Source organism: Amycolatopsis sp. NPDC003731, from assembly GCF_053586895.1.
Map to the genome: position 1 here is coordinate 1 of NZ_JBSFNC010000068.1, position 25,638 is coordinate 25,638.

General features: G+C 74.5%; 13 protein-coding genes. 9 read left to right on the forward strand and 4 right to left on the reverse strand.

What is annotated here, in order from left to right:
- Positions 1–76: 76 nt before the first annotated feature.
- The gene (locus ACWDN5_RS25945; protein WP_310969911.1) at positions 77–949 is read right to left on the reverse strand and encodes a MerR family transcriptional regulator; all 873 of its coding nucleotides are present in this window, start codon (positions 947–949) and stop codon (positions 77–79) included.
- A 291-nt stretch (positions 950–1,240) separates the two neighbouring features.
- Between ACWDN5_RS25945 and ACWDN5_RS25950 the strand changes: the two genes are divergently transcribed.
- From ACWDN5_RS25950 to ACWDN5_RS25990, 9 genes are all read left to right on the forward strand, one after another.
- Complete coding sequence (locus ACWDN5_RS25950; RefSeq protein ID WP_449678087.1) at positions 1,241–2,314, forward strand: polyprenyl synthetase family protein; 1,074 nt, start codon at positions 1,241–1,243, stop codon at positions 2,312–2,314.
- A complete protein-coding gene (crtI, locus tag ACWDN5_RS25955; RefSeq protein WP_449678088.1) occupies positions 2,311–3,786 on the forward strand; it encodes a phytoene desaturase family protein in 1,476 nt (491 codons plus the stop codon). The genes ACWDN5_RS25950 and crtI overlap by 4 nt, the downstream gene beginning before the upstream one ends.
- Entirely contained in the window at positions 3,783–4,745 is a 963-nt protein-coding gene (locus ACWDN5_RS25960; protein ID WP_310969908.1) for a phytoene/squalene synthase family protein, read from the forward strand. Before crtI ends, ACWDN5_RS25960 begins: the two co-directional genes overlap by 4 nt.
- Position 4,746: 1 nt before the next feature.
- Positions 4,747–5,088, forward strand: coding sequence for a lycopene cyclase domain-containing protein (locus ACWDN5_RS25965; protein WP_310969907.1), 342 nt, complete (start codon positions 4,747–4,749; stop codon positions 5,086–5,088).
- The gene (locus tag ACWDN5_RS25970; RefSeq protein WP_310969906.1) at positions 5,085–5,405 is read left to right on the forward strand and encodes a lycopene cyclase domain-containing protein; all 321 of its coding nucleotides are present in this window, start codon (positions 5,085–5,087) and stop codon (positions 5,403–5,405) included. The genes ACWDN5_RS25965 and ACWDN5_RS25970 overlap by 4 nt, the downstream gene beginning before the upstream one ends.
- Positions 5,402–6,133 (forward strand): class I SAM-dependent methyltransferase, encoded by a 732-nt coding sequence (locus ACWDN5_RS25975; RefSeq protein WP_449678089.1) that lies wholly within the window; start codon positions 5,402–5,404, stop codon positions 6,131–6,133. The genes ACWDN5_RS25970 and ACWDN5_RS25975 overlap by 4 nt, the downstream gene beginning before the upstream one ends.
- The gene (locus ACWDN5_RS25980; protein WP_449678090.1) at positions 6,130–7,665 is read left to right on the forward strand and encodes an FAD-dependent oxidoreductase; all 1,536 of its coding nucleotides are present in this window, start codon (positions 6,130–6,132) and stop codon (positions 7,663–7,665) included. The genes ACWDN5_RS25975 and ACWDN5_RS25980 overlap by 4 nt, the downstream gene beginning before the upstream one ends.
- Positions 7,662–8,891: an NAD(P)/FAD-dependent oxidoreductase gene (locus ACWDN5_RS25985; RefSeq protein WP_449678091.1), complete on the forward strand. Its 1,230-nt coding sequence runs from the start codon at positions 7,662–7,664 to the stop codon at positions 8,889–8,891. The genes ACWDN5_RS25980 and ACWDN5_RS25985 overlap by 4 nt, the downstream gene beginning before the upstream one ends.
- A 581-nt stretch (positions 8,892–9,472) precedes the next feature.
- The gene (locus ACWDN5_RS25990; RefSeq protein ID WP_449678092.1) at positions 9,473–11,347 is read left to right on the forward strand and encodes a Calx-beta domain-containing protein; all 1,875 of its coding nucleotides are present in this window, start codon (positions 9,473–9,475) and stop codon (positions 11,345–11,347) included.
- 45 nt (positions 11,348–11,392) lie between these two features.
- Here the strand turns inward: ACWDN5_RS25990 and ACWDN5_RS25995 are convergent, their stop codons facing one another.
- Genes ACWDN5_RS25995 through ACWDN5_RS26005 form a run of 3 tightly spaced genes read right to left on the reverse strand, consistent with a single transcriptional unit; the run spans position 11,393 to position 25,567 of the window.
- Positions 11,393–12,370, reverse strand: a complete 978-nt coding sequence (locus ACWDN5_RS25995) for a 3-oxoacyl-ACP synthase (RefSeq protein WP_449678093.1) — start codon at positions 12,368–12,370, stop codon at positions 11,393–11,395.
- Positions 12,367–17,742: a condensation domain-containing protein gene (locus ACWDN5_RS26000; RefSeq protein WP_449678094.1), complete on the reverse strand. Its 5,376-nt coding sequence runs from the start codon at positions 17,740–17,742 to the stop codon at positions 12,367–12,369. The genes ACWDN5_RS25995 and ACWDN5_RS26000 overlap by 4 nt, the downstream gene beginning before the upstream one ends.
- Before the next feature lie 13 nt (positions 17,743–17,755).
- A complete protein-coding gene (locus ACWDN5_RS26005) occupies positions 17,756–25,567 on the reverse strand; it encodes an amino acid adenylation domain-containing protein (protein ID WP_449678095.1) in 7,812 nt (2,603 codons plus the stop codon).
- Positions 25,568–25,638 lie beyond the last annotated feature (71 nt).

The window sequence follows — 25,638 nt, forward strand, 5'->3', positions numbered from 1 at the left end:
GGGGTCCCGAATGAGTCATTCGCGACCTCCGAGGAGCGCCGGAACTCGCCCACCCGGCCACCACGCCGAGCCGGCGCTAAGCCTTCAGCCGCTCCGCCGCCACCTCGATCGCCCCGGCCAGATCGTTCACCCACACGACGTCCCGGCCGGCGAGGTTCTCCCACCCCGGCCCCGCCAGCACCACGCCGACCCCGCGGCCGCGCAGCCGGCGGACCAGGGCGTCGTCGATCGTGCCCGCCGACATCGACCACAGGAACACCGCCGCCGGGTCGAGTTTGGCCGTGATGGCCGCCGTCGTCTCGGCCGGGACCAGCTGGCCGAGGTACACCGCCGGGATGCCGATCTCCACCAAAGCCGCCCGCAGGACCTCCATCGGCAGGCTGTGCCGCTCGTCCGGGCAGCACGCGAGGACCACCGCCCGGCCGGGCGGGATGTTCGCGAACCGGGCGCTGTAGCGCTGGAGCGCCAGCGAGATCTCGCCGGTCAGCGCCCATTCGGACTCGAAGCAGACGTCGCCGCGCAGCCAGCGGCCGCCCAGGTGCGTCAGCACCGGCACGAGCACGTCCGTCCAGGCCCGCGAGGGGCCCAGCGCGTCGAGCAGCTCGTCCAGCAACGCCGCCAGCGCCGCGAAATCAAGCCCCTCCGCGGCGCCCTCCAGCTCCTCGATGCGGCGGCCGGCCGGGACGTCCGGCAGCGCGTCGGGCAGACCCGAAAAGACCGCCGCGGCGGCCTCGCGGGCGCGCAGGCCCCGGTCGATGAGCCGCTGCATGTGCTGCAGGCGGCGGACGTCGGCGTCGGAGTAGCGCCGGTGGCGCCCGTCGTCGCGCAGCGAGGGACCCACCCCGTAGCGCGCCGCCCAGGTGCGCAGCGTCACCGGCGAGACGCCGAGCAGTTCGGCGACCTTGCCGGGCGTCCACGAACCCCGGCCACCCACCGCCTCGACGTCCATCGACACCACGTCCTGCCAGCCGAACCCCCCGGATCGAAGTTTATCCGGCGCGCATCCGGCGACACCCGGGGTGGAGACCCGGGCGCCGCCGGATGCCGGACCCGCGCCGAGGGGAGGCGGCGGGCCCGGCGGGGCGGCGCGTGGCAACACCACCCCGTCCACAGGAAAGTCGCTTCGATGCGGCAGCGATCGGTTCGGGTCACCGCCGCGTTTTCATTCGTTCAAGTGGACAAGCTACACCCCATATGCAACGGTTGCGAATCGAATAGCCTGAACGAGGGAGGGCGGCGGATGACCGCGACGATGACGCCGGCCGACCGGCTGGACGCCTGGGGCCGGCGTTGCCTGGCCGAGGCGCACGGGTTCGTGACCGAACGGGCGGCCGAGCACTTCGCCGGGCGCAGCGAGGGGGCGCTCGCGGAAACGGCGGTGCCCGAGTTCGTCGCGGGCGGGAAGTGCCTCCGGCCACTGTTCGCCTACGTCGGCTGGCGGTGCGGGCAGCCGGACTCCGACGCCGCCATCCGGGCGGCCGCGGCGCTCGAGCTGCTGCACTGCTTCGCCCTGGTCCAGGACGACGTGATGGACGGTTCCGAACTGCGCCGGGGCCGGCCCGCCCTGCACGTCCGGTTCGCCCGGTGGCACGAAGAGCAGGGCTGGGCCGGCTCGGCCACCCGGTTCGGCGAATCGGCCGCGACGCTGTTCGGCGACCTCTTCCTGGTCTGGTCGGAGCAGCTGCTGCGCGAAAGCGGCCTGGACCCCGCGCGGCTGGCCCGGGCCTGGCCGCACTACGACGCGATGCGGGCCGAACTGGCCGTCGGCCAGCTCGCCGACCTGGTCAACGACGCCCGGGCGCTGCCCAGCTGGGACACCCTGCTCGACGTCCTGCGCCGCAAGTCCGGCAACTACACCGTGCGGCGGCCGCTGGAGTTCGGCGCGGCGCTGGCCGGCTGCGGCCCGGAGCTCACCGCCGGGCTGTCGGAGTTCGGCGGCCTGGTCGGCGAGGCGTTCCAGCTGCGTGACGACCTGCTGGGCGTGTTCGGCGAGCCGGCCGTCACCGGCAAGCCCGCCGGGCAGGACCTGCGCGACCGCAAGGCCTCCAGCGTCGTCGTGCTCGCCGCGGCGATGGCCGGACGGCGCCGCCAGGCCGAACTCGCCGAGCTGCTCGACCTCCCGGTGATCGACGACGAAGCGGTCGAGCGCTGGCGGGACCTGATCGTGGCCACCGGCGCCCGGGACCGCCTGGGCGAGCTGATCCGGGAACGAGCCGACAAGGCCCTGGTCGCGATCGACCCCGCGGTGGTTCCGGAGCCGGCCGCCGACCTGCTCGCCGCGCTCGCGATCCGCTGCACGGACCGCGTCCGATGAAGACCGTGCCCGGACCGGCGGACCGCGTCGTCGTCGTGGGGGCCGGGCTGGCCGGCCTGGCCGCGGCCCTGCACCTGGCCGGACGCGGCCGCGAGGTCACCGTCCTCGAGCGCGACCCGGGCCCGGGCGGCCGCGCGGGCCGCGTCGAGCGCGACGGCTACCTGCTCGACACCGGCCCGACCGTGCTGACCATGCCGTCGATCCTGCGGGACACCTTCGCCGCGGTCGGCGCCCAGCTCACCGAGGAACTGCCGCTGACCCGCCTCGACCCGGCGTACGTGGCGCAGTTCGCCGACGGCAGCACGCTGCCCGTGCACTCCGACGCGGACGCGATGACCGAGGCCGTCCGCGAGTTCGCCGGCCCGGCCGAAGCCGCGGGCTACACCCGCCTGCGCGCCTGGCTGACGAAGCTGTACCGCGCGGAGTTCGGCCGGTTCGTCGACGCGAACATCGACTCCCCGCTCGGCATGCTCCGCCCGGAACTGGCCCGGCTGGTGGCCCTGGGCGGGTTCGGGCGGCTGGACGGCCGGGTCGGGCAGTTCCTCTCCGACGAACGGCTCAAGCGCGTGTTCACCTTCCAGGCGCTCTACGCGGGCGAGTCCCCGATGCGGGCCTTGGCGCTGTACGCGGTGATCTCGTACATGGACACCGTCGGCGGGGTGTACTTCCCCACCGGCGGGATCGCCGCCCTGCCGCGGGCGCTGGCCCGGGTCGCGGCCGACGCCGGGGTCAAGTTCGAGTACGGCGACGCCGTGGCCGAGCTCGAACGCCGGGGCCGCCGCGTCACCGCCGTCCGGACCGCCTCCGGGACCCGGTACCCCTGCGACGCCGTCGTCCTCACCACCGAGCTGCCCGAGAGCTACCGGCTGCTCGGACGGCACCCGCGGCGGCCGGTGCCGCTGCGGGCCGCGCCGTCGGCGCTCGTGGTGCACGCCGGCGGCCCCTCGGCGCACCCGGACGTCGCCCACCACACGATCTCCTTCGGGCACGGGTGGCGGTCGACGTTCGACGAGCTGATCACGCAGGGACGGCGGATGAGCGATCCGTCGCTGCTGATCACCCGGCCGACCGCGTCCGATCCGGGGCTCGCCCCGCCCGGACGTCAGCTCTACTCCGTGCTCGCGCCGGTGCCCAACCTCGACCGCGGCCCGGCGGACTGGGCGGCCGGGAGCGGCGCCTACGCCGAGGAGGTCCTCGACGTCGCCCGGGCCCGGTTGCTGCCCGGCTTCGAACCGGAGTTCACGCACGTGCTCGGCCCGGCCGAGTGGGCCGAGCGCGGGCTGGTCGCCGGGACGCCGTTCAGCTACGCGCACTCCTTCGCCCAGACCGGCCCGTTCCGGCCGCGGAACCTCCCGCGCGGGACGGACAACGCCGTGCTGGCCGGCGGCGCCACCGTGCCCGGCGTCGGGGTGCCGACCGTGCTCATCTCCGGCAGACTGGCCGCCGACCGGATCACCGGAGGGACCCGATGACCCGACGTGAACTCGACGCCGCCGGCATCCGCGCACCGGGCCTGCGCTCGGCCTACACGTGGTGCCGCGAACTCAACGCCCGGCACGGCCGCACGTACTTCCTCGCGACGCGGCTGCTGACCCCGGCCCAGCGGCCGGCGATCCACGCGCTCTACGGCTTCGCCCGCTGGCTCGACGACATCGTCGACGAGCCGGCCGCGGACGCCACCCCCGCCTCGCTCGACACCCGCCTGCGGGAGGTCGAAAAGCGCTTCCTCGCCGACCTCGACGCGGGCGCGAGCGACGACCCGCTGCTCACCGCGGTGATCGACACGGCGGCCCGGTACACCCTCGCCAAGGCGTACTTCGAGGCGTTCTTCACCTCGATGCGGATGGACCTCACCGTCGCCGGCTACGCCACCCGCGCCCAGCTCGACACCTACGTGCACGGCTCGGCCGAGGTGATCGGGCTGCAGGTGCTGCCGGTGCTCGGCACCGTCGCCCCGCGCGAAGAAGCCGAGCCGCGGGCCGCCGCGCTCGGGAAAGCCTTCCAGCTCACCAACTTCCTGCGCGACGTCGCCGAGGACCTGGAGCGCGGCCGTGTCTACCTGCCGGCCGACGAACTGGCCGCGGACGGCGTCGACCGCGACCGGCTGACGTGGTGCGCCCGGCAGGGGCGGGCCGACCGGCCGGTCCGGACCGCGATCCGGAACCAGATCGCCGTCACGCGCGAGGTGTACGCCCAGGCGCGGCCCGGGATCGCCATGCTGCACCCGGTTTCCCGCCCGTGCGTGGCCACGGCCGCGACCCTGTACGGCCGGATCCTCGACCGCATCGAGGCCGCCGGCCACGACGTCTTCGCCGGGCGCGCGGCGGTGTCCCGGGGGCAGCGGCTGCTGGTCGCGTGCGGGGCGGTCGCGCGGACGCAGTGGGCGCGGGTCCGGCACCCGGCGCCGGCGCTCCCGGTGGCGGTGGGCTGAGGTGGGTCAGCTCGAATACCTCGTCGTGCTGGCGGCGTGCGTCCTGGTGACGCTGCCGCTGGAGCTCGCGGGAGCGCGCGTGTACCGGCAGCCGCGGCGGCTGGTCCGCACGGTGCTGCCGGTGGCGCTGGTGTTCCTCGTCTGGGACGCGCTGGCGATCGCGGGCCGCGTCTGGGACTACGCGCCGGGCCGCGTCACCGGGATCCGCGCGCCGTTCGCCGTGCCGCTGGAGGAGGTCCTGTTCTTCGTGGTGATCCCGATCTGCGGGCTGCTGACCTACGAGGCCGTCCAGCTCACCACCGTGTTCGTGCGGCGGCTCGCGAAGAAGGAGGCACGCCGGTGATCCCCTGGGGCTACACCGTGCCCGCGGTCGCCGCGGTGGCCGTCGTCGTGCTGCTCGAGGTCTTCGTGCTGCGCACGGGCCTGTTCCGCCGTCCGGCCTACTGGATCGCGATGGCCATCGTGACCGCCTTCCAGATCCCGGTGGACGGCTGGCTGACCAAGCTGTCCGACCCGATCGTCCGCTATTCCCCCGAGCACATCACCGGCTGGCGCTTCCCCTGGGACATCCCGGTCGAGGACTTCCTCTTCGGCTTCGCGCTGGTGACCGCGGTGCTGCTGGTGTGGGAACGAACCGGCCCCCGCGAGGAGCGCGCATGAACCAGATGGCCAAGGACGGCCTCCCCCGCGGCGCGGTGCCGTCGGCCTTCGACACCGAAGCGCGGTGGTACGACCGGCTGGTCGGCGCCAATCCCGGCTACCACGAACACCTCCGGCTCTCGGCGCGGCGGCTGGAGCTGCCCCGGGCCGGGGCCGGCCTGCGGCTGCTGGACGCCGGCTGCGGCACCGGCGCGTCGACGGCCGCGCTGCGGTCGATCGCACCCGGAGCGGAGATCACCGCGTTCGACGCCTCCGGGGAAATGCTCGCGCGCGCCGAAGCCAAGCCCTGGCCCGGCAACGTCACCTTCGTGCACACGCCGGTGGAGGAACTCGCCGGGATCTCCGGCCCGTTCGACGCGATCCTGGCGGCGTACCTGCTGCGCAACCTCAGCGATCCGACCGCCCAGCTGCGGCGGCTGCGCGGGTTGCTGCGTCCCGGCGGCCGCATCGCGATCCACGAGTACTCGGTTCGCGACTCCCGGCGCGCCCGGTGGGTGTGGAACGCGGTCTGCGCGGGCGTGATCATCCCGCTCGGGAAGGCCACCACCGGGGACGCGACCCTCTACCGCCACCTGCGCCGCAGCGTCCTCGAGTTCGACGGGATCGCCGCGCTGGCCGGCCGGCTCACCGACGCCGGCTTCACCGATGTCCGCACCGGCACGATGCCGGGCTGGCAGCACGGCATCGTGCACACCGTCCTCGGCACCAACCCGCAGGAGCACCCGTGATCCCCGGCACCGACCGCCGCATCGAGACCCGGCCGGCGCCGCCCGGCCTGCCCGACGCCGGGCGGCTCGGCCGGCGCCCGACCGCGGCGGTCGTCGGCGGCGGCATCGCGGGCCTCACCGCGGCCACCGGGCTGGCCGAGCGGGGCGTCGCGGTGACGCTCTTCGAGCGCGACACCCACCTCGGCGGGCGCGTCGGCGGCTGGGCGGACCGGCTGCCGGACGGCACCGGCGTCACCATGAGCCGGGGCTTCCACGCCTTCTTCCGCCAGTACTACAACCTGCGGGCGCTGCTCATGCGCACCGATCCCGGGCTCGACCGGCTGGCCCCGCTGGCCGACTACCCGCTGCTGGACGCCCAAGGCCGCACGGACACCTTCGCGGGGCTCCCCCGGACGCCGCCGTGGAACGCGCTGGCGTTCGCCTGGCGCAGCCCGACGTTCACCCCGCGCGACCTCGTGCGTCTCAACGGCCGCAACGCCCTGCCGCTGGCCACGGTGAGCGTCCCGGAGACCTACCACCGGCTCGACGACATCGACGCCGCGAGCTTCCTCGACGCGATCAACTTCCCCGAAGCGGCCAAGCACCTGGCGTTCGAGGTGTTCTCGCGCAGCTTCTTCGCCGATCCGCGCGAGCTGTCCGCGGCGGAGCTGGCGACCATGTTCCACCTGTACTTCCTGGGCTCCAGCGAAGGTCTGGTGTTCGACGTGCCGACCGAGCCGTTCCCGCAGGCGCTGTGGGATCCCCTGGCCGGCTACCTGGCCGACCGCGGGGTGATGATCCGGACCGGCACACCGGTGGCGTCCCTCGAACGCACGTCGGACGGCTTCGCCGTCACGACGGCCGAGGACACCGCGCAGTTCGACAGCGTCGTGCTCGCGTCTTCGGTGCGCGGGCTGCAGGCGATCGTCGGCTCGTCGCCCACGGTGGGGACACCGGAGTGGCGGGCGGCCGTGGCCGGGTTGCGCACGGCACCGCCGTTCCTCGTCCGCCGGCTCTGGCTCGACCGGCCCGTCGACGCGGCCCGGCCGCCCTTCCTGGGCACCGGGAGCGTGCCGCCGCTGGACAACATCAGCCTGCTGGACCGGTACGAGGGCGAAGCCCGCCGCTGGGCGGCGCGCACCGGTGGCTCGGTCGTGGAGCTGCACGCGTACGCGGCCGAGACCGACGACCGCGAGACGCTGGTGAAGGCCGTGGACGACCGGCTGCACGCGATCTACCCCGAGACGCTGGGTGCGGGGGTGACGGCGTCGATCTCGCTGTGGCGCGAGGATTGCCCGCTGTTCGGCCTGGGCGACTTCGCGCACCGCCCGACGGTCTCGACCCCGGACCCGGCGCTGGTCCTGGCCGGCGACGGCGTGCGGATCGACCTGCCGGTGGCGCTGATGGAACGCGCGGCGACGACCGGCTGGGCCGCGGCCACCACGCTGCTGCAGGGCTGGGGGCTCGCCGGGCACCCGCTGCGGTCGGTGCCCAACCGCGGCCGGATCGGCGTGCTCAACCGGCTCGCCGCGACGAAGTTCTTCAGCCGATGACCGCCGTCATCGTCGGCGCCGGGCTCGCCGGGTTGGCCGCCGCCGTCACCCTGCACCGGGCCGGCGTGCCGTGCACGGTCCTGGAGGCCTCGGACGACGTCGGCGGCCGGGTCCGCACCGACGTCGTCGACGGCTTCCGGCTGGACCGCGGCTTCCAGATCCTCAACCCGGCCTACCCCGCGATCCGGCGCCTGGTCGACGTCGACGCCCTGCAGCTCGGCCGGTTCTGGCGCGCCGTCCGGGTGTCCGACGACGACCGCCTCTCCCTGCTCGGCCACCCTCTCGACACGCCGAAGGCGTTGCGCGACATCGCGGCCCGGCGTTATCTGTCGGCCAAGGACCTGGCGGCGCTCGGCGCGCTGTCGGCCCGCGTCGCCGCGGGACCGGCCCAGGCGATCATCGACCGCGACGACCGCACGACGCTCGCCGAGCTGCGGCACGCGGGGGTGTCCGCGCGAGCGGTGGAGACGGTGTTCCGGCCGTTCCTCTCGGGCGTGTTCCTGGAGGGCGAGCTGACCACGTCGGCCCGGTTCTTCCAGCTGGTGTGGCGCAGTTTCCTGCGCTCGGCCCCGTCGCTGCCGGCGCTGGGCATGGGCGAGCTCCCGAGACAGCTGGCCCGCGGCCTGCCGACATCGGCCGTCCACTTGGAGACACCGGTCGAGGAGATCGGTCCGGGCGAGGTCCGCACGGCCGACGGCACGCGCTGGCCGGCCCGCGCGGTCGTCGTCGCGACGGACGGCTCCACGGCCGCACGGCTCGCCGGAGTGGCGGAGCCGCGCTGGAACAGCGGGACGACGTGGTACTTCGCACCCCCGCGGTCCCCATTGCGCGAGCCGGTGATCGTGATCGACGCGCGCGGCGGGCCGGTGGTCAACACGAGCGTGGTCAGCGAGGTGTGCCCGACGTACGCACCGCCGGGGACGGCCCTGGTGAGCGCGTCGGCGTTGACGGCCCTGCCGGAGGGCGAGGTCCGGCGGGCACTGGGCCGGATGTACCGCACGGACGCGACGCGCTGGCCACTGGTGGCCCGCTACGAGATCACCCACGGCCTGCCGTCGATGCCCCCGCCGCATGCTCTTCGGCGCGATGTCCGGCTGGGCGACGGGATGTATGTGTGTGGTGATCATCGGGACACGAGCTCGCTGCAGGGGGCGCTGGCATCCGGCACCCGGGCGGCGCGGGCGGTGCTCGCGGACCTCGGCCAGGCGGCGCGTCCCGGCCGCTGAGCCGCGCCTCGCGCCAGCCCTGCCCTCCGGCACCCGGGCAGCGCGCGGTGCTCGCGGACCTCGGCCAACCGGCGCACGCGGCGCTCGCCAACCCCGGCCAACCGGCGCGTCCAGGCCGCTGAACCCGCCGCACGAGCGCTGCCGGTCGGCCGGTCCCGCGTAAGGCCGTCCGGAGCACCCCGGGCCGGAAGTCGCGAATGACCCATTGCGGACCCCAGGCGTCGCGAATGAGTCATTCGCGACCCCGGGGATCCCCCGGCCGGGCGCCCGAAGCAGCGCTGCGCGTTACGACATTCGGGCGGAAATTCGCTCCCCGCGCTGCAAAAACCGCCGCGAGGCCCAAGATCACCCGGTACCGGCCGTGCCAGAGCGTCGCTGAACCGAGTGAACCCCGCACCACGGCATTCGGTGCCCCGGCCCATCCGAACCATGGTTTCCGTAGCCCGGAACCGCACCCGTACCCCGTTGAGCGCCTTGACATGCGGCGCTCCGAGTGACGCTTTCCCGGCCTGCTAACGAAATCCCGCGCTTTCCGTCTTCCCGAGGCAACCCGCACCAATCCGGCCTTCGGAAGGGAAGTCATGTCGCGGAGATCCTTGTTCGTCGCACTGACCACGGTCAGTGCCTTGCTCACCCCGGCCGCCGTCGCGGCCGCGGCGCCGCCGGGTGTGGATCCGGCCACCGTCGATCTCACGCTCTCCGCCGGGCAGAGCACCACCGTCACCAAGCACGTCACCACCTCCGCCGTCCCCCCGAACCCCGATCTCGTGCTGCTCGCCGACACGACCGGCAGCATGGCCGGCGCCATCGACAACGTCCGCACGAACGCCGGTGCCATCACCGGGGACGTGCTCGCCGCGCAGCCCACCGCCCAGTTCGGCGTCGCCGAGTACAAGGACTTCACCGACTCCGTGCCCTTCAAGGTCAACCAGGGCATCACCGCGAACACCGCCGCCGTGCAGGCCGGCATCGACCAGTGGTCGGCCAGTGGCGGTGGCGACCTGCCCGAAGCCGACCTCAACGCGCTCTTCGAACTGGCCAGCGGCGCGGTCACCTTCCGCCCGGACGGCACCCGCATCATCGCCTGGTTCGGCGACGCGCCGTCGCACGATCCCAGCGGCGGGCACACCCTCGCCCAGACCATCGACGCGCTCAAGGCGGCGAAGATCCGGGTCGTCGCGGTCAACGTCGGCGCACTGGACGCCGACGGCCAGGCGAGCGCCATCGCCACGGCCACCGGCGGCGTGCTGCTGAACAACGTGCCGTCGAACCAGGTGTCGCAGGCCATCCTCGACGGCATCAAGTCCATCGAGGTCACGGTCACCCCGAAGGTCACCAGCTGCGACCCGCAGCTGACGCTCACCAACGCCCCGGCGAGCGTCAAGGTGCCCAGCGGGGACGTCGCGACGTTCACCGAGACCGTCGCCGCGAAGGCCGACGCCGCGCCCGGCACCTACCACTGCACGGTCGACTACCAGGTCGACGGCGTGTCCCGCGGATACGTCGAGACGACGACCGTGCGGGTGCTCGGCCTGAGCATCAACGACGTCACGGTGAACGAGGGCTCCGGCGGCGCGCCGGTGCCGGCGACCTTCACCGTGTCGCTGCTCGGGGGCGCCAGCCCGAACCCGGTGTCGGTGCACTACGCCACCGCGAACGGCACGGCGACCGCTCCGGCGGACTACCAGGCGGCGAGCGGTGACGTGACCTTCGCGCCCGGCGAGACGACCAAGCCGGTGACCGTCCTGGTCAACCCGGACACCGTCGACGAGCCGGACGAGACGTTCACCGTCACCCTGTCCGCGCCTTCGGGCGCCGGGCTGGTGGACCCGACCGGCGTCGGCACGATCGTCGACGACGACCGCGACGGTATCTTCTCCTGCACCGGCACCGCCGCGAACGTCATCGGCATCACCGCGGCCGTGGCGAACCCGGCGAACCTGCCCTGCGCCGACGACAGCAAGACCGTCCTCGACGCGACCCTCAACGCCGGCCTGATCAAGGTGCAGACGCACGCGCTGACCTCGTCGACCGACCTGGCCCCCGACAACCAGTCGGCGGCTCCGGCGGCCGGTGACCACGCGCAGGCGTCGGCCAAGATCGACAAGACGGTGATCAGCACGGTCGGGCTGACCATCGAACTGGGCGTGATCCAGTCCCAGGCGGCGGCGACCTGCCAGCCGGCCCCGGGCGGGCTCGCCCCGGTGCTGACCGGCAGCTCGAACATCGCGTCGCTGAAGATCAACGGCGTCTCGGTCACGGTGGGCTCGGCGCCGCTGACCATCGCGCTGGTCATCGGCTCGCTGAAGCTGAACGGCCAGACCATCGCGAACGGCGTCGTGAAGCAGCAGGCCGTCGCGCTGGAGACCCCGCTGGCGAAGATCGTGCTCGCGGAGTCCCAGGCCGACGTGCACGGCACCGCCGCGCACCCGGCGGGCAACCCCTGCAAGCGCTGATCCGGTGAACCACCCGGGGCGGGCGGCTGCCGCCCGCCCCGGGCCTCACAGCTCGCGGGACGTCGTCGCGCCGGTCGTCACCAAGAGCGCGCTCCACGCCGCGGCAGGGCTGATGTTGAGCAGCACCGCACGCCCGCCGAACTCCCCGGTTTCCCGGGCGCTGGAGAGGTTGAAGAAGACGTCGTTGGGCCCGAGGTGGCCGAAGCGGGCCAGGTTGTCGAAGCACGCTTTCGCGATCGGGACGCCGATCGCCTCCGACCAGTTCCGGAACGCCGCCGTGGACAGGTTCTGCGCGAGGTAGCACGGGACGTCGGCGGGACTCAGGCCGTTGCGGCCGAGGAGGCGGGTGACCAGGGCCCGCAGCCGGTTGCGGGTCTCCACGGCCAGCCGGAACGAGTAGACCGCCGGGTCGGTGCACTCCTCCCGCCAGCGCGCGAACTCCTCGTCGCGGTACTCGACGCGGAACAGGTCCGCGTAAGCCCCGTTCGTCTCCAGCAGGACGTCCCGGATCCGGAGTTCACCCTCACGCCGCAACAGAAGCGCGCCACCGCTGTCGCCGTTCACCGTGACGGGGTGGCGGTAGCGCCCGGGCGTCGCGGGCTTGCTCCCGTGCAGGACGAGCACGCTCCCCAGCTCCGGATCGGCGCGCAGCAGCCCGCCCGCGGCGAGCAACGCCGGGGTGAGTGACGCACACCCGAGGCCACCGACCGAAAACGCCATCGCCCGCTCCGCGCCCAGCATCGCCTGCAGCCGGGTCGCTTCCGAGCTGACCAGCGTCTGCGGGGCCCGCGGCTCGACCGTCAGGACCACGTCGACGTCGTTCGCGTCGAGGCCCGCGGTGGCCAGCACCCGCTCCCCCGCCCGGGCGGCCAGGTCGGCCGCGGTCAGCGTGTCGTCGGCGGGCACCCGGTCGATGCCGAGCGCGGCGCAGGTCGCGCGTTCGGCGTCGGACAGCGAGGGCAGCTCGGCGACCGGCAGGAAGGTCTCCGGCAGGTACCACGCCGAGGCGGCGAGCGCGATCACGGCAGTTCGGTGAAGGCGCCCAGGATTTCGTCGGCGAGCGCGTCGAGGCGCTCCTGGCCGACGCCACCCGCCACGGCCAGCCGCAGCGCCCCGTCCCGCACCGCGCTGGTGACCACCAGCGGGAACCAGGACGCGACCGCGCGTTTGAGGTTCACCGACAGGTCCCAGCGGGTCCGCAGCAGGCGGACGCCGGAGTCGAACGCGGAGGTGTCGCTCGGCCCGTGCAGCACCAGGACTTCCGGCTCGGGCAGGGCCCGCAACCGGGCGGTCCCGGGTGAGTCCGGCGAGAGGTGGCGCAGCATCCCGTAGCCGACGCCGTCGTTCGGCACCGAGCGCGCGCGGTCGGCGATCTCCGGCAGGCAGTCCCGGGCCGTGGTGCCCGGCCCGACCGGCAGCACCAGCGGGTGCAGCGTGGTGAACCAGCCCACCGACGGGCCGCGCCCGGCCAGCCGGAACGGGTTCGGCGTGGCCTCCCCCTCGGTCATCACGAACGCGCTCGGCGCGCCCTGCCACCGGGCCAGGCCGCAGGACACCGCGCACAGCGCCGCCTCCCGGCCCTGCGCGCCCCCGGCGGCCAGCAGCGTGGCGACGCCCGAGTCGTCCAGGGTCCGGGCGGTGATGCCGTCGCCGGGCGCGCCGCCGATCGCGCCGGCCGCCGCACCCGCCCGCAGGGTCGCCGTCCAGTAGGTCAGTTCGCCGGACAGCTCGTCCGAGGCTGCCATCGCCCGCAGGTGCTCGGCCCATTCCCGCCACCGCGGCGGCCGGGGCGCCGGTGCCGGGAGACGGCCCGCCGCGAGGTCCGCGAGCAGCACGTCGAGGTCGTCGAGGACGACCACAGTGGACATGTTGTCGAAGACGAAGTGGTTGACCAGCAGGACGAGCAGGCCGCCGCGGGCGCGGCCGCGGTCGTAGTGGCGGACGCGGAACAGCGGCCCGCGCGCCGGATCCATCTCCGCCTTCAAGGCCAGGCAGTCGTCCGCGACGATCCCGAGTTCCTCGTCGGTGGTCAGCGGCGGGAGCACCTTGGTGTCGAACACGTCCGCCGCGGTGAGGTCCGCGACTTCGAGCCGGGCGCCCAGTGCGTTGCGCCGCAGCCGGTAGCGCAGCGGTTCGTGCAGGGCGAGGAGGTGCCCGATCGCCGTCCGGATCACCGCGCCGCCGATCTCGGGGGTGGTCTCCACGGTGTGGACGTCGACGAAGTCGCCGACGTCGTCCGGCATCCGGTCCAGGAAGCTGAGCATGATCGGGGTCGGCGGGATCGCGCGCGGCGGCTCGGGGGCCGGTGCCGAGGACGGCGCGACCACCGGTGCCGGGCCGTCGACGACCGCGGCCCGGGCCAGTTCGCCGAGCGTGCGGCACTGCAGCAGCTGCTGCGGGGTGAAGTGGACGCCGTCCTTGGCCGCCCGCGCGGCCACCCGGACGCCGAGGACCGAATCGCCGCCGAGGTCGAAGAAGTTGTCCTTCGGGCCGACCGGGCCGCCGCCGGTCAGCAGCTCCGCGCAGATCGCCGCGAGGACCCGTTCGGCGTGGCCGGCGGTGTCACTGTCCACAAGGGATGGTTTGGTCATGGCGGGCTCCCGGTGGGTGGGGGCGGGGACCGGCTCGCCGTCGACGGCCGGGAGGGCGGCCAGGGGGCGGCCGGGTTCGCGCAGCACGGCGTCGAGCAGGCCGGGCAGGAGGCGGGCGAGCGCGTCGGCCGTCCCGCGGTCGAAGAGGGCGGTCGCGTACTCGAAGTAGCCGTCCATCGGCCCGTCCTGCTGGTCGATGACGCCGACGGTGAGGTCGAACTTCGCGGTACCCGGCGCGATCCCGGCGACGGTGCCGGCGTCGGAGAAGCGCGAGCACTCCAGCCCGCCCAGTTCGGCGGTGTCCTGCGGGACGTTCTGGTAGGTGTAGGCGACGTCGAACAGCGGCTGGCGGCCGGGTTCGCGTGGCCCGCACACCGCCGAGACGATTTTCTCCAGGGGGATTTCCTCGTGGTCGAGGACGTGGGCGACGGTGTCCGCGCAGCGGCGGACCAGGTCGGTGAACGACAGCTCGCCCTCGACCCGGGTGCGGAACGGCGGCAGATTGTTGAAGTACCCCATGAGGTCGTGCGTCGCCGGGTGCGTCCGGCCGGAGGTGGCCACGCCGACGACGACGTCGGTGAAGCCGGCCCAGCGGTGCAGCAGCGCGTCGACCAGCGCGAGCATGGTGACGAACGTCGTCACGCCGTGTTCGCGGCTGAACCGGCGGGCGGCCTCGGCGGCCGGTTCGGCGATGGTGAACTCGACGAGGTCGCCGTCGAAGGACTGGGCGGCCGGGCGGGGCCGGTCCAGCGGCAGCTGCGCGGCGGGCAGGCCGGCCAGCTCGGCGCGCCAGAACCGCAGGCCGCGCTCGAGGGTCTCCCCCGACAGGCGCCGGCGTTGCCAGGCCGCGAAATCGGCGAACTGGAAGGGCAGGTCCGGCAGCTCGGGTGCCCGCCCGGCCAGCCGGGCCCGGTAGAGCTCGGTGAAGTCGCGGAAGAAGATCGTCGGCGACCAGCCGTCGAAGACGATGTGGTGGTAGGTCCAGAGCAGGACGTGGTCGGCTTCGGCCAGGCGCACCAGGGTGATCCGGACCAGCGGGCCGGTGGCCAGGTCGAACGGGCGGACGGCCTCCTCGCCGGCCAGCCGGTGCGCCGCCGCGGCTCGCTCCGCTTCGGGCAGCGTGCTCAGGTCGTGCACGACGAGCCGGGGTCCGGGTTCGGCGAGCCGGGTGAACGGCACGCCGTCGTCGTCGGGGATGCAGGTGCGCAGGATTTCGTGGCGGTCGAGGAGGTCCTGCACGGCCCCGGCGAGCGCGGCTTCGTCCAGGGGGCCGGACAGCCGGAGGTCGTGCGGGATGTTGTAGAGCGCGCTGCCGGGGTTGAGCCGGTCGAGGAACCACAGTTGCTCTTGGCCGAACGACAGCGGCAAGGGGCCGCCGCGCGGCAGCACCGCGATGGCGGGGACGTCGCCGGACGGGCCCCGCTCGGCCCGCACGGCCTCGATGCGGGCGGCGAAGGCCCGCACGGTCGGGTGGCCGTACAGGTCGGCGAAGGTCAGCTCGACGCCGAAGTCGCGTTCCATGCTGCGCAGCGCGGTGATCGCCGCGATCGACGTCCCGCCGAGGGCGAAGTAGTCCGACCCGGGGTCGAGTTCGTCCTCCCCCAGTGCCCGCGCCCAGGCTTCGGCGACCCGGCGTTCGGTGTCCACATCGGACACCACGGCGACCGGTTCCGGCGCCCGGGTCTCGACGGACGGCGAGCCCGGCGGCCGGCACCAGCAGCGGACGCCTTCCAGCGGGTAGGCCGGCGCTTCGATCCGCGGCACCGGCGTCCCGGCGTAGTGGCGGTCCCAGTCGAGCCGGACGCCGAGCCGGTACAGCGTGGCCGCCTGCCGCAGCACCGCTCGCCGTCCGGCCCCGGCGATCAGCTCGACGCAGCCGAGCTCGGGCGCCAGCCGGCGCATCGTCCGCGAGAGCACGCCGCCGGTGCCGAGCTCGACCAGCACCGCGCCGTCCCGGACGAACCCGCGCACCGCTTCGGCCAGCCGGCCCGAGTCGAGCGCCGGCCCGACGGCCCGGCCCGCCGCGGCCGCCAAGCCGTCCTCGATGGACAGTTCGCCGCGCGCGATCCGCACCGACAGGTTGCCCGCGCCGGACCCGACGAGGTGAGTGTCGGGCAGGCCCAGCGACCGGGCCAGCCGGTGCAGCGCGTGGTGGACGGCGACCAGCCGGGGGCCCGGCTCGCCGGGCAGCGGGTCGTCGCCGAGGACCGGCCACGCCGCGCACAGGTCCGCCCAGAGCTCGGGTTCGACCCCGCCGTCCCCGGAGAACAGCAGCACCACGGGTGGGTCGTCCGGGGCGGGCGTGTCCGGGACGGCGGCCGACCTCAGGGCCGTGGCGAGCGCGGCGGGCTCGGCGGCGACCACGGCGATCCGGACGGGGTGGTCGTCGCGGCCGCGGTTCATCGCGTGGCCGATGGCCAGGACGTCGTGCCCGCTCGATTCGGCGAAGTCCGCGAGTTCGTCGCGGTAGCGGGCGAGCGCGGACGCCGTCTTCGCCGAGACGGTCACCAGGTGTTCGGTCCCGTCCGGTTCCGCGGGCTTCGGAGCCTCCGGGGGCTGCTCGACGACGGCGTGCACGTTGGTCCCGGTGAGCCCGAACGAGCTCAGGCCCGCCCGCCGCGGTGTGGCGTCCTCCCAGGGACCGAACGCGGGGTTGACCCGCACCGGGCCGCCGAAGTCGATCAGCGGGTTGGGGGTTTCGAAGTGCGCGGTCGGGTACCGGACGCCGCGCCGCACGCTCAGCAGCACCTTGACCAGCCCGGCGACCCCGGCGGCGTTGTCGAGGTGCCCGATGTTGCCCTTGATCGAGCCGATCGCGCAGGACGGGGTGGTCACCCCGGCGTCGAGGAACGCCTGGCGGAGGGCCTCGACCTCGACGACGTCGCCGAGCGGGGTGGCCGAGCCGTGGCACTCGACGTACCCGACGGTGGCCGGGTCGACGCCGGCGTCCCGCCAGGCCGCGGTGATCACCTCGGTCTGGGCCGCCCGGCTCGGCGCGCTCATGCTGGCCATCCGGTAGCCGTTGTGGTTGACGGCGATGCCCTTCAGCACGGCGTGCACGTGATCGCCGTCGGCGAGCGCGGCGGCCAGCGGCTTGAGCACGACGATCCCGCCGCCTTCGCCGCCGACCGCGCCGGTGGCCTTCTCGTCGAACGGGCGGCACCGGCCCTCGGGGGACTCGACCCCGCGGACCGGGACGTGCCCGGCCTCGCGGATCGGCACCGGCCGCACGCTGATGCCGCCGGCCAGTGCGAGGTCGGCGGCCCCGCTGCGCAGCAGGGCGACGGCGTGGGCGACGGCGACCAGGCTGCCGCTGCAGGCGGTGTCGAGGACGAGCGCGGGCCCGGTGAAGTCGTGGCGGTAGCTGATCCGCGCGGCGAGCGAGGCCGCCAGGATGCCGAGGATCTGCTGCGGGTCTTCCTCGTCGAAGAGGTCTTCGTAGTCACTGCGCGAACTGCCGAGCACGACGGCGGTGCGTGAGCCGCGCAGGGCCTGGGGCGCGTAGCAGGTGTTTTCGAGGGCTTCGTGGGCGAGTTGCAGGATCAGCCGCTGGTGCGGGTCCATCCACGCGGCTTCGGCCGGCGGCACGCCGAAGAAGCGGTGGTCGAAGCGGTCGATCCGGTCGAGGTAGCCCATCGGCAGGTAGCCGGGGCCGGGCGCGAAGCCGTTCTCCCGCAACCGTTCCCCGGCCGGCTGCCCGGTGACGTCGCGCCCCGCGGCGAGCAGGTCGTGGACGGCAGCCAGCCCGTGGGCGCCCGGGAGCAGGGCGGACACCCCGATGATCGCCACGTCGTCGGTGCGCACCGGTTCCGGCCTCCTAGAGTTCGTAGTCCTGCGGCGGGTTCAGGCCGCGATCCACGGCCCGGCCCAGTGCTTCGAGCGTGGGGTGCTCCAGCATCAGGGCGAGAGCGCCGACGGTGGGGTTGTCGAACAGCGCCCGCGGCGGCAGGGCGGCACCGAAGTCGGCCCGCAGCCGCGCGGTGACCCGCAGGCAGAGCAGCGAGTCGCCGCCGAGGGCGAAGAAGTCGTCGTCGACGCCGACGTGGTCGACGGAGAGGACCTCGGCCCAGATCCGGCTGAGAGCCCGTTCGGTGGCGGTACGTGGGGCGAGGTAGGGCGGCTCGCTCTCGGGGGGTGTGGCGGCCGCGTGTTCGCGCGGCGATGCGGCGGCGCCGGCCGGCTCGGCGGCCAAGCCGCTCACCAAGGCCGACTGCCGATCGGCCGGCCCTGCCGGTTCGCGCAGCAGGTCCACGAGTTCTCCCGCCAGAACCTCGACCGTCCCCCGGTCGAACAGCGCCGGGTCATATCCCAGCCGCAAGTTCAGCGGCTCGTCGTCGCGCGCGCTGCCGTGGGCGATCAGCACCAGCGGATAATTCGTGATCTCGACCGCCGTCACCTCCGCCACGTGCAGGCCGCGCTCGGCCAGGGCGTCGCGGTCGAACGGGTAGTTCTCGAAGACCACGATGCTGTCGAACAGCCCCGTCCGGGCCGGCAGCCCGCTCCAGCGGCGCAGCGCCGCCAGTGACACGTGCCCGAAGCGGCGGGCCTCCGCCTGGTCCGCCTGCAACCGCCGGAACCAGCCCGGCCCGTCTTCCGCGACCGTCACCCGGACCGGGACCGTGTTGACGAACATCCCCACCATCCGGTCCACGCCGGGCAGTTCGGGCGGGCGGCCGGACACCACCGCGCCGAAGCAGACGTCCGGATCGCCGCCGTGCCGGGCCAGCAGCCGCGCCCACGAGCCCTGGACGACGGCGTTGACCGTCAGCCGGTGCCGTCGCGCGAAGGCGACCACCCGGCTCGAGTCCACTGTGGACATTAAATGTTCCACTGTGGACGTCGAGCGGGCGCGATGGGCGCGGCCCGGCGGGCGGTCGTACGGCAGCCGGGTGGGAACGAGCCCGGAAAGAGCCTTTCGCCAATGGGTTTCGGCGGCCGCCGGGTCCTGGCGGGCCAGCCAGGCGAGGTGGTCGGCGAACGGGCGGCGGCGTTCGGGGGCCAGGCCGGAGAGGTGCGCGAGGACGTCGGTGAGTACCTCGAAGACGCTCCAGCCGTCGAGAACGACGTGGTGGAACGTCCACAGTGTCCGGACCCGGGTGTCGTCCAGCCGGACCAGGGTGACCCGCATCAGCGGCGCCGCGGTGGGGTCCAGCCCGGCTTCCCGGTCGGCGGCGAGCAGCTCGGCCTCGTCGTACGATCGCCCGTCGTGCACGGTCACCGGCAGGGTGACGGCTCGGTGTACCACCTGCACCGGCTCGCGGACGCCGGTCCAGTGGATCGCCGTCCGAAGGGCGGGGATCTCGTCGACCGCCCGCCGCCAGGCGCGTTCCAGGGCCGCGGGGTCGTCGACGCCGGTCAGGGTGAAGCAGACCTGCTCGAGGTAGGTGCCGGGTTCCGACAGGCTGTGGAACAGCATCCCGGCCTGCATCGGGGTGAGCGGGTAGACGTCCTCGACGTGCCGGCCGTCGCCGAGGACCCGGTCGAGTTCGGCCTGGCTCGCCGCGGTGAGCGGGAAGTCGGACGGCGTGCGGCCGCCGGCGCCCGGCTCGGCGCAGTGGGCGGCGATCTCCCGCAGCGCGGTCAGCGTCTCGCCGGCCAGCCGGGTGACGGGACCGGAGTCGTGCGCGCCCGGGGAGTAGGTCCACTCGAATTCGAGTTCGCCGGCCGCGGTGACGGCCGCGGTGACATCGAGGCGCGAGGTGCCGGTGACGTGCGGCGCACGGCTCAGCCCGATGGCGGAGGGAGCTCCGCGGAACAGCGCGCCGGACTCCGGCTCGGCGTCGAAGCGGCCCAGGTAGTTGAACGCCGCCACCGGACGGGATTCCGGCAGTTCCGCCTCCCCCAGGTACCGCAACGCCCCGTACCCCAGCCCCCGGTCCGGGACCGCGCGCAAACACTCCTTCACCGCCTTCAGCACCGCACCCCACCCACCGTCCCGGGGCACCGCCACCGGGCACGGGTACAGCGCCGTGAACCAGCCCACCGTCCGGGACAGGTCGACGTCCTCGAAGACGTCCTCGCGGCCGTGCCCCTCCAGCTCCAGCAGCACCCGCTCCCGCCCCAGCCAGCCGCCCAGGACCCGGCCGAGCGCGCTCACCAGCACGTCGTCGATGCGCGTGCGGTAGGCGGCGAACGTGTCGCGCAGCAACGCCGCCGTCTCGTCCGCGGCGAGCCGGACCGTCACCGCGCGAGGGGGTAGCGGGTCGCCGTCCGGCCCGGCGCCCGGCGCCGTCCGGCGCCAGAACCCGGCGGCGAACCCGCCCGCCGCCACGTGCCCGGCCAGCCGGCGGGACCAGTCGCCGAACGACGTGGTCCGGGGCGGCAGCTCCACCGGCCGCCCGGCGCGCGCCGCCGCGTACGCCGCGCGCAGGTCCGCCAGGAGGATCCGCCACGAGACGCCGTCGACGACCAGGTGGTGGGCGGCCAGCAGCAGCTGCGAGCCGTCCAGGACCGCGGTGAACAACGGGCCGCCGTCCAGTTCGAAGAAGTCCATGGTGGACACCGGACCGACGCGGAAGGCCGTGAACGGTTCCGTGTACTCCTGCCGCCACTCGCGGCCGGCCCGGCGGAAGCGCAGCCGGAGCGCGTCGTGGTGGTCGACGAGCGCCGCGACCGCGGTCCGCAGCGCCGCCTGGTCGACATCCGCGGCGAGGTCGGCCGACACCCATTGGGTGAAGTGCCCGGGGTGCTCGGTGATCGTCTCGAAGAACCAGTGCTGGATCGGCGACAGCGGCACCGGGCCGGCCGGCCGGGGCGCCTCGCGCGCCGCCGGTTCCTCCCACACCCCCGCCGCGGCCAGCTCGGCCGGGGTCTGCCGGAGGAAGACGTCCTTGGCGCTCAGCCGCAGCCCCAGCTGCCGGGCACGCGCCACGACCTGGATGCCGAGGATCGAATCCCCGCCCAGTTCGAAGAAGTTGTCCCGCGTGCCGACGTGCTCGACGCCGAGCACCTCGGCCCACACGCGCGTCAGCAGCTCCTCGGCCGGGCTGCGGGGCGCCGTGCGGACGCCGGCGGCTCGCGGCCGCGGCGCCGGCAGCGCCCGGCGGTCGACTTTGCCCTGCGGCGTCAACGGGAACCGGTCGAGCAGCACCAGCGCGCCGGGGACCAGGTGGCCCGGCAGGCTCTTCCCCAGGAACTCCCGCACGGCGCCGGGCTCGACCGGACGGCGGGGCACCACGTACCCGGCCAGCCGCTTGTGGCCGGGGGTGTCCTCGCGCGCCACCACGACGGCCTCGGCGACGTCCGGGTGCCGCCGCAGCGCCGCCTCGACCTCGCCCACCTCGATCCGGAAACCGCGGATCTTGACCTGGTCGTCGGACCGGCCGAGGAAGTCGAGGACCCACTCCTCGCCGGCGCGCCAGCGCACGACGTCGCCGGTGCGGTACAGCCGGGTGCCGTCGCCGAAGGGGTCGGCCACGAACCGGTCGGCGGTCAGGCCGGGCCGGTCCAGGTAGCCGCGGGCCAGGCCGCTCCCGCCGACGTACAGCTCGCCGGGCACGCCGGCCGGCACCGGCGCGAGGTGGCTGTCCAGCACCAGGCAGCGCGTCCCGGTGATCGGCCGCCCGATCGGCACCGGCCGCCCGCCGTCGCCCTCGCGGACGCGGTGGCAGGCGGTGAACGTGGTGCCCTCGGTCGGCCCGTAGCCGTTGACCAGCTCCAGGTCCGGGCACCGGCGCAGGACCGCCGCGCACTGCCGCGGCGACAGGACGTCACCGCCGGAGACCAGCCGGCGCAGGCCCGCGAACACGCCGGGGTCGGCCGCCGCCACCTCGTGGAACATCCCCGCGGTCAGCCACAGCGCGGTGACGCCCTCGGCGCGGACGAAGGCGCCGAGAGCCTCGACCGACGGCACGTCTTCCGGGTCGATCGCCAGCCGCGCCCCGGACAGCAGCGCGCCCCAGATTTCCAGGGTCGAGGCGTCGAAGGACAGCGGCGCGTACTGCGTCGAGACGTCGTCAGGCCCCAGCCGGGCGGATTCGTCGGCGCACAACCGGGTCACCGAGCGGTGCTCGATCAGCACGCCCTTGGGCCGGCCCGACGACCCGGAGGTGTAGAGCACGCAGGCCAGGTTCTCCGGCCGGACCCGGCGCGGCGGGGCGTCGCCGGGCCCGCTTCCGTCGTCCGAGAGCAGCACCTGGGCCCCGCGGGGGACCCGGTCGCGTGCCGCACGGGTCGTGACGACCGTCGCGGCGCCGGAGTCGTTCAGCAGCAACGCCAATCGCTCGTCCGGGTAGCGCGGGTCGAGCGGGACGTAGGCGCCGCCGGCCTTCAGGATCGCGAGCATGCCGACGACCGCGTCGATCCCCCGCGGCACGCACAGGCCGATCCGGACGTCCGGGCCGGCGCCGCGGGCGATCAGGGCGTGGGCGAGCCGGTTCGCCCGGCGGTCCAAGTCCCGGTAGGTCAACGCGGTGCCGGCGCAGGTCACGGCGAGGGCGTCCGGGCGTTCGCGGACGCGCACGGCGAAGACGTCGAGGACGGTCCGGCCGGGCCCCTCCACCGGATTGCGGCCGACGGCCAGGAGTTCGTGTCGTTGCGCGGGCGCCGGGAACGGCAGCCGGGACAGCCGCCGGCCCGGGTCGTCGGCGATGCCGGCGAGGAGTGTGCGCAGGTTTTCGGCCAGCCGCCGGATGGTGTCGGCGTCGAAGAGGTCGGTGCTGTATTCGACGGTGGTGCGCAGGCCGCCGTCCCGCGGCTCGAACTCGAGGGTGAGGTCGAACTGGGCCGAGCGCCGGGGCAGGTCGAACTCCTCGACGGCCAGCCCGTCGAGCTCCGGCAGCGCCGAGGGCGCGTTCTGCAGCACGACCATGACGCTGACCAGCGGCGACCGGCTCGCGTCGCGGTCCGGGGCGAGCAGCTCGACCAGGCGGCCGAAGGGGACGTCGTCGTGGGCCATCGCGTCGAGCACGGTCGAGCGGACGCCGGTGAGGAAGTCGGCGAAGGACGGGTCGTCGTCGAGCCGGGAGCGGATCACGACGGTGTTGACGAAGAAGCCCACGAGCCCGGCGAGCTCGTCCCAGGACCGCCCGGCCGTGACCGTGCCGAGCGCGATGTCGCGCTGGCCGGTGTAGCGCGCGAAGAGGACCTGTGCGGCGGCGATGAGGGTCATGAACAGCGTGGCGCCGCGCTGCCGGCCGAGTTCGGCGAGCCGGGTGGTCACGGCCGGGGGAACGGTGAAGCGGTGCGTCGCGCCCGCCGTCCCGCGCACGGCGGGCCGCGGGCGGTCGGTGGGCAGCTCGAGTGCCGAGACGCCGGCGAGCTGCCGTTCCCAGTAGGCGATCCGGTCGTCGAGCTCCGGACCGGCGAGCCGCTCGCGTTGCCAGGCGGCGAAGTCGGTGTAGCGCAACGGCAGCGGGGGCAGCTCGGCGCCCGGGTCCGAGTAGAGCAGGCCGAGCTCGTGGGCGAGCACGCCCATCGACCAGCCGTCGGTGATGATGTGGTGCAGGACCAGGACGAGCAGGTGGTCGTCCTCTCCGAGGCGGAAGACGGTGGCGCGGAAGAGCGGGCCGCGGGCGAGGTCGAAGGGCCGGTGCACCTCGCGTTCGACGCCGTCGGCGGCGCGGACGTCCGGCCGGATCTCCGGCGGCGGCCCGACGACCTGGACCCCCCGCCCGCCGACGGTGGGGAAGGTCGTCCGCAGCGACTCGTGCCGCTCGGCCAGCGTGGTGAGGGCGCTGGCCAGGGCGTCGACGGAGAGGGGGCCGCGCAGGCGGAACCCGGCGCTGGTGTGGTATTCGGCGCTGCCCGGGGCGAGCTGGTCGAGGAACCAGAGCCGTTGCTGCCCGGAGGAGAGGGGAAGAGCGGCGCCGGGTGCGGTGCGGGCGGGCGCGTGCCCGGGGTGCGCGGCGGGGAGGGCCGCGGCGAGCCCGGCAACGGTCCGGTGTTCGAAGACGGCTTGGGCGGGCAGGGCGGTGCCGAGGCGCCGGTTGAGCGTGCCGGCGACGCGCATGGCGAGGATGGAATCGCCGCCGAGCTCGACGAAGTCGTCATCGGTGCCGATGTGGTCCAGGCCGAGCGAGTCCCGCCAGACTTCGGCGACGAGCGCCTCGGCGGGGTTGCGCGGGGAGGTGCCGTCGGGGCGGCCGGGGTCGGGCAGGGCGCGGCGGTCGAGCTTGCCGTTGGCGGTCAGGGGAAGGGCGGCGAGTTCGACGAACCGGGCGGGGATCAGGTGCTCCGGCAGGCGGCTGCGGAGGTAGGAGCGCAGGTCGGTGCCGAGATTCGGCTGGATTTCCGACTCGGCCTCCGCGCCGGACTTCGGCCCAACCTCCGCCCCGATCCCCGCGCCGGACTTCGGCCCTGCCCCGGCCACCAGCGCGGCCCCCTCCCCGCCGGTCTCCGGCGCCGTCCTCCGCACGACGTAGGCGACCAACTGGTCATCGCGGCCGTTGCGGCGAGCCACCACTGCCGCTGCCGCCAGGCCCGGGTGGGTCAGCAGGGTCGCCTCGGTGTGCGCCGGGTCCACTCGGATGCCGCGGATCTTGACCTGGTCGTCGGTGCGGCCGAGGTAGTCCAGCAAACCGTCGTCGCGGTGGCGGACCTGGTCGCCGGTGCGGTACATCCGCGATCCCGGCGGTCCGGCCGGGTCCGCGACGAACGCCGCCGCCGTGGCGCCCGGGCGGCCGAGGTAGCCGCGGGCCAGGCCGGCTCCGGCCAGGCAGAGCTCGCCCGCCCGGGCCGGGCGCAGTGCGGCGTCCCGTACCTCGGCGCGGGTTCCCGCGATCGGGTGCCCCAGCACCGCCCGGCCTTCCGGCACGGTGTCGCACAGCAGACTGTCCACTGTGGTCTCCGTGGTTCCGTAGGCGTTCCAGACCACGACCCCGGCGGCGCGCAGCTCGGCCCCGAGGTCCGGATCGACGGGCTCACCCCCGGCGATGACGAGGCGCGGCCGCGCGGGGCCGTCCAGCAGGCCGGCGAGGATGAGCATCCGGAGGTGGGAGGGGGTCACGTCGAGCACGTCGATCCGCGCGGCCTCCAGCGCGGCGACCGTCTCCCGCGGGTCGAGCCGGTCCAGGACGTGCAGTTCGTGCCCGGCCAGCATCCACAGCAGCGGAACCCACGAGGCATCGAACGACAACGCCGCGGTGTGCGCCACCCGCAGCCGCCCACCGGCGGTCGCGAACAGGCCGTCGCGGTGGGCGGCGAACAGGGCGAGGAGGCCGCCGTGGGTGCCGAGGACGCCTCTCGGGCGGCCGGTGGAGCCGGACGTGTAGAGGACGTAAGCGAGATTGTCCGGCCGGATCCGCGGCGGGGAACCAGCCGGGAAGTCGCCCTCCAGGAACACCGGCACGCACCGGCTCGGCAGCGACGCGGCCAGTTCCGGCTGGGTCAGCACCAGCGTGATCCCCGCGTCCGCGACCAGCTCCGCCCGGTGCCGCGGCGGGTGCGCCGGGTCCAGCGGCACATACGCCGCCCCCGCCTTCAGCGCTCCGAACAGCGCCACCACCAGCTCGGCCCCGCGCTCCAGCAGGAGCCCGACGCGGGTCTCCGGCCCCGCGCCGCACGACGCCAAACGCCAAGCCACTTCGTCGCTGCGGGCCGCCAGTTCCGCGTAACTCAGCCGGGTCCGGCCGCACACCAGCGCGGTTTCCGCCGGCGTGCGCGCCGCCTGGTGGGTCAGCAGATCGCCCACGCTGTTCGATGGTCCAGTCATCCCCAGAATTCCCCGTGCACGATGCCGGAAATCCCGGCGGTGACGAACTC